A 5,156-nucleotide genomic window follows, 5' to 3' on the forward strand; every position below is an offset into this window, starting at 1 on the left:
ACCGCCGCTACGAACGCAAGGGCACCCACTTCGCAGCCTTCGCCACCATCGCCGCCACCCTCATCTGCCATCGCAGAATCACCAAATGAGATGGCTTCTAAGACCACCCCGCTGGACGAACTCCTCGCCTCCGCCCGGGAGTCCGGGGCCGACAGGCAGGGGCTAATCGGCCCGTTCAAGCCCCACCTGAACATGAACAGCCGGTTCACCGCTGGGTGCACCAGCGCCCAGCAACTGTTCCGCGAGATCGCCGAACATGGCTACCGGGGCAGCGTCCTGGCCGTACGCCGCCACGTCGCCTCCCTGCGCGAGGGAACCACCGAACCCGTCCCCGCCGACATCCCGAGCCCACGCCGGATCCGTGATCGGGCGGGTAAAGCGGTGGCCGTCGGGTTGGCTTCGCTGTCACGATTCGGGGGTGACCACGCTGTTTCTGATGGTCGGCCTGCCAGGGGCCGGGAAGACCACGCGGGCGCGACAGCTCGCCGCGGAGCACGGCGCGCTGCGCCTGACGCCGGACGACTGGATGATTCCCCTGTTCGGTGGGGCGGAGGCGGACGGGAAGCGCGACGTGCTGGAGGGGCGCATGCTCTGGCTCGCGCTGGAGGCGGTCAGGCTGGGCACCAACGTCGTTGTGGACTACGGCTGCTGGTCACGGGAGGAGCGGTCGGCGATCCGCTGGCTCGTGGAGGCGGAGGGGGCGTGCTTCCGCATGGTCTACCTGCCGGTGGACGAGGAGACCCAACGCGCCCGGATCGCCCACCGCTGGGCGACCGCCCCCGAGGAGACGTTGCCGATGTCCGAGGCCGACATCCTGCACGGGCGCGCGCATTTCGAGGAGCCCGACGCCGCGGAGTTGGAGGGCCGCAAGGTCGCCGGGCCGCCGGCGGGTTGGGTCGGCTGGCGGGAGTGGGCGGCCGGTCGGTGGCCGTCGTTCGTGTGACGGCCGGAGTCCGCGGCGACGCGGCCGCTGCGCGGGCGGCCTGGGTGTGGTGTCGTCCGGCCTGTTCCGGGTCGGGTCGTGCGTGTGGCCGCCGGGGTGGGGCGGTGGGGGAGGGGCCCGGCGCGAGCCAGGTCCTTCCCCCACCGCCCCACCCCGGCCGGGTTGGTGGGTTATGCGTGGATGCGTTGGGTGAGGAAGAGGGCCGCGCGGTCCAGGGCCTGGTCCGCTTCGTCCAGGAGGCCGGTGAATGCCTGGAACACGTGCGGTACGTCGGCGGTGACGTCCAGGACGACGTCCACTCCGGCTTCCCGCGCGCGGGCGGCGAGGCGGGTGGAGTCGTCCAGCAGGATCTCGTTCGTGCCGACCTGGATCAGCAGCGGGGGGAAGCCGCTCAGGTCGGCGAGGACGGCCGGGCTGAGCAGGGGGTGGCGGGGATCGGCTCCGGCGAGGTACATCGCCCCGGTGTGTTCGACGCCCGCGCGGGTGAAGACCGGGTCGATCCCCTCCTTGGTGTCCATGCTCGCGCCCGTGCGGGTGGCGTCGAGGCCGGGGGAGAACGCCACCACGGCGGCGGGCAGCGGGAGGCCGGCGTCGCGGGCGGCGAGGCAGGTGGTGACGGTGAGGCCGCCGCCGGCGGAGTCGCCGGCGAACACGATGGCCGAGGGGTCCGTGCCGGTGTCGAGGAGTTCGCGGTAGGCGCGCAGGGTGTCCTCGATCGCGGCCGGGTAGGGGTGCTCGGGGGCGAGGCGGTAGTCCGGGGAGTACGCCCCGAAGCCGGTCCTGGCCACCAGGTGGCCGGTCAGGGACAGGGCGGTCTCGGGGGAGCCGAACACGAAGCCGCCGCCGTGGAAGTACAGGATCGTCCCGGCGCGGGGCCCGCCGTCCGGCTCGACGCGCAGCGCGGGCCGGCCGCCGAGCGCCGTCCGCGCGGTGCGGATGCCGTCGGGCACGGCCATCCGGGCCATCAGCGCCTCGAATCCGGCGCGCAACTCGTCGACCGACCGCGGGCCCTCGGGCCGCGACTGCCGCATCATCGCGTCGATCCGGGCGCGCTGTTCCTTGCTCACGGGTGTACTCCTGCCGCAGATGGATTCCCCTACACTATATGCCATGGCATCTAAATCGAATGGCGGGGCGGTCGACCTCCCCAGCTTCTTCGCCGACCTGGTCCGCTGCGAGACCCGGCTGTACAACGCCCTCAACGACCGCCTCCGCGAACGGCACGGCATCGTCACCTCGCAGTTCGAGTTCCTGCGCCACCTGCGCGACCATCCCGGATCCCGGGTGGCGGACCTCGCCGCCGAGTTCGCCATCGGCGTCGGAGCGACCAGCAAGGGCATCGACCGGCTGGAGAAGCGGGGCTGGGTCCTCCGGCAGCCCAACCCGGCCGACCGCCGCTCCCTGCTGCTCGCCCTGACCGACGACGGCACACGGCTCGCCAACGCGGCCGAGCGGACCTTCACCCGCGCACTGGCCGCACTGATCGCGGACGCCCTCGACGGCCCGGCGGGCACGGCCGCCGCCCGCGTCGTCTCCGACCTGCGCGCCGCGTTCGAACGCGACCAGATCGGCACGCCCACGGGCTGACGGCCCCAGCCCAGCACCCCGCCCCGAACCCGCACGACCCACCGATCACCGACAAGGGCTCCGGCGGTGCAATCCGATTTTTTTCGAGCCCGGCCGTAAGAACTGCGGGGGTGCCGGACATATCCAGGGTGGAGAGCGAAACGAGGGGGCCGAGGTGGGTGCTGCTGAGGAGTTCAGCGCACTGTACGGCGAGCACCATACGGCGGTGCTGCGCTACGTCTACCGGCGGGCGGGAGCCGACAGCGCCGACGACCTGGCGGCGGAGGTGTTCGTCGTGGCGTGGCGGCGCTGGTCGCAGCTACCGGCCGAGCCGCTGCCCTGGTTGTACGAAGTGGCGCGCAAAGTGGTGGCCAACCACGTACGCGGGCGGGAGCGCAGCGAGCAACTGGCCGTGCGCTGGGAAACCGAAGGCATCCTGCCGGTGCGTGACATCGCCGAGCACGTGGCCGCGCGCGACAGCGTGCACGCGGCATGGACGCGCCTGGGAGAGCGGGACCGTGAGGTACTGGCCCTGATCGCCTGGGAGGGGCTCGGTGTCCGCCAGGCTGCCCAGGTACTCGGCTGCAGCCCGGCGACCTTCTCCGTGCAGCTGTTCCGGGCACGGCGCCGTCTTCGTGCGGCACTTGCCGACTCCGCGCCATTCGATGCCGATCCCGTGAACCCGATTGCCATGGAGGTGGGCCGTGCGAGCGGCTGACAGCGTCAAAGCTCTGATGGCGGGCAGTGACCCCGCTGCCGATGTTGCAGGCGACCCCGGCCGGCGGCGGCAGGACCTCGAACGGATCCTGGCCGAACAAGCCGACACCGCCGCGCCCCGGCGCAGCACCGCGCTCCTGCGCCGCCCCCGGCTGCTGGTTCCCCTCGGGGGCCTGGCCGTGGCGGCGTCGGCCGCACTCGTCTTCGGCCTGCTGCCCGGTTCGACGGCCGGTACCGCTTATGCCGCCACCCCGCCGCCGCTGCAGTACACGGCCGTTGAGACGTCCCTGCCCGCCGGGCAGGTCCTGGAGGGCATCGCGCAGCACACTGCGGCGCTGTCCGAGCCGACCGGAGCGGACACCGTCCTGGAGTGGAAGGACTGGAGCCTGTTCACCCGGATCGACGGAGAGACGGTGTCGTCCCGGGTCGTGGCTGAGGACCACAAGGCTGTTGTGCACACCGACGGCTCTGGGACCTTGACCAGTGCCTTCGAAGGGCAAGGAGCGAAGACCGAGGCCTACGCGCCGGGCCTGTACCGCGAGCCCATGCCTACGAACCCGGCGCTGTTGCGGGAGAGCCTGCGCCGGTCCACGCCCGCCATCGATGCCGCCTCCGGCGCGGATCAAGCGCTCAGGGGGGTGCTCCGCAGCCAGGCCCTGGACCCGGCGCAGCGCGCAGCCGTACTCCGGTTGATCGCCGGACTTCCCGAACTGCGCTACGAGGGCTCCGTCACCGACCGGGCGGGCCGAAGCGGACAGGCGTTCTCCGCAGACTCCGACGGCAGCGGTCTGCCGACCCGCTACACCTTCATCATCGAGGCAGCCACGGGACGGATCCTGGGCCAGGAGGCCATGCTGACGACCCGGGCCGGCGAACTGAACGTCCCGGTGCCGTCGGTGATCAGCTACACCGCCTACCTGGACGCGCACAAGCAGTGAGCGGTGCGGCCCCACCCGGTCCGGGAGGGGCCGCACGTGGGCTCAGGAGCAGGAGAAGAAGCGATCTGCCCTGTCGTTGAAGCTCGGCCCGACGTTGGCGACCACGGTGGCGGAATCCTCCTCCCACAGGTTGACCCAGGTGTTGCCCCCGAGGTCGTCCTGGACGCCGACGCTCACATCGCTGGTCGTGTCGACCCAGCCGGTGGTCTTGTCGCGGAACCCGAAGTCAACGAAGTAGATCGCGGCCCCGCAGTGCTCGTCGTGCCACTACAGCCGACGCCCCTGGAAGAGCTCGTCTTCGTAGAAGCAGTACCAGTCATCTGCGATGAGGCCGTGAGGGCAGCCGTGCCAGTCCACGCTGACCGGCGAGGCCGATCCCTCGGCGGTCTTCTCGGGTGACGAAGCGCCCTTCACGGCGGCTCCGCTGCTGGGGGGTGCTGTGCTCTCTCCGGGCAGGGGGAAGGTCGTGATGACGTTGCCGTTGTCGTACGAGACCTCATTGGCGCTGACCTGCGTCCCGCCGCGGGTGGTGGCGAGCTGCTCGTCGATCTGGGCCTGGAGGCTCGAAGCCTGCTGCCGGGAGAGCGCCTTCACGCTTGCCCGCGAGCCGGAGACCTCGGTCACCGGAGAAGCCGGTGCAGCCTCCGCTGCCGACGCCGTCGCAACGCCCCCGCCGATCATCACCACGACTGCGACCAGCGCGTTCGTCAATTCTCGCATTCGAATGCGAACCTCTCTGCGGGATCCATGTCGAAATCTGCGAGTGGTGGCGAAAGGCTCCGCCTTGTATTTCAGGTGGCCCCGACTTTCGCACCACTGCGCAGGTCGACCCTGTGCTGACCGGAATATGTGAAAGATCCGGATCTGGGACGGGAGCTGCCGGATTGGCTGAACCCGGATCCACCGGGTGATCGCTGTCGGGAAGGTCCCGTAGAACGAAGAGATGCCTTGCGACCTGCGATGATGGGAGTTCTCTAGGCTCCACCACGCAC

At 70.8% G+C, this 5,156-nt stretch carries 7 protein-coding genes and 1 pseudogene; 5 read left to right on the forward strand and 3 right to left on the reverse strand.

What is annotated here, in order from left to right; genetic code table 11:
- Positions 1-89, forward strand: a pseudogene (locus OO48_RS37935) (IS5/IS1182 family transposase); the annotation flags it as partial.
- A gap of 329 nt (positions 90-418) precedes the next feature.
- Positions 419-943: a P-loop nucleotide/nucleoside kinase family protein gene (locus OO48_RS33530; RefSeq protein WP_033223318.1), complete on the forward strand. Its 525-nt coding sequence runs from the start codon at positions 419-421 to the stop codon at positions 941-943.
- A 170-nt stretch (positions 944-1,113) separates the two neighbouring features.
- Here the strand turns inward: OO48_RS33530 and OO48_RS33535 are convergent, their stop codons facing one another.
- Positions 1,114-2,010: an alpha/beta hydrolase gene (locus OO48_RS33535; RefSeq protein WP_033223321.1), complete on the reverse strand. Its 897-nt coding sequence runs from the start codon at positions 2,008-2,010 to the stop codon at positions 1,114-1,116.
- Between the two features lie 43 nt (positions 2,011-2,053).
- Here OO48_RS33535 and OO48_RS33540 point away from each other — a divergent pair, with 43 nt between their 5' ends.
- The 3 genes from OO48_RS33540 (at position 2,054) to OO48_RS35660 (ending at position 4,164) form a co-directional block, all read left to right on the forward strand.
- Positions 2,054-2,530 (forward strand): MarR family winged helix-turn-helix transcriptional regulator, encoded by a 477-nt coding sequence (locus OO48_RS33540; RefSeq protein ID WP_033223323.1) that lies wholly within the window; start codon positions 2,054-2,056, stop codon positions 2,528-2,530.
- Between the two features lie 154 nt (positions 2,531-2,684).
- The gene (locus OO48_RS33545; RefSeq protein ID WP_033223325.1) at positions 2,685-3,227 is read left to right on the forward strand and encodes an RNA polymerase sigma factor; all 543 of its coding nucleotides are present in this window, start codon (positions 2,685-2,687) and stop codon (positions 3,225-3,227) included.
- Positions 3,214-4,164 (forward strand): hypothetical protein, encoded by a 951-nt coding sequence (locus OO48_RS35660; RefSeq protein WP_051733382.1) that lies wholly within the window; start codon positions 3,214-3,216, stop codon positions 4,162-4,164. The genes OO48_RS33545 and OO48_RS35660 overlap by 14 nt, the downstream gene beginning before the upstream one ends.
- A gap of 42 nt (positions 4,165-4,206) precedes the next feature.
- Here OO48_RS35660 and OO48_RS40910 read toward each other — a convergent pair whose 3' ends face one another.
- Complete coding sequence (locus OO48_RS40910) at positions 4,207-4,341, reverse strand: hypothetical protein (protein WP_280842452.1); 135 nt, start codon at positions 4,339-4,341, stop codon at positions 4,207-4,209.
- Between the two features lie 90 nt (positions 4,342-4,431).
- A complete protein-coding gene (locus tag OO48_RS33555; protein WP_157845616.1) occupies positions 4,432-4,875 on the reverse strand; it encodes a hypothetical protein in 444 nt (147 codons plus the stop codon).
- Positions 4,876-5,156 lie beyond the last annotated feature (281 nt).

Source organism: Kitasatospora phosalacinea (assembly GCF_000716545.1).
GTDB lineage: Bacteria > Actinomycetota > Actinomycetes > Streptomycetales > Streptomycetaceae > Kitasatospora > Kitasatospora phosalacinea.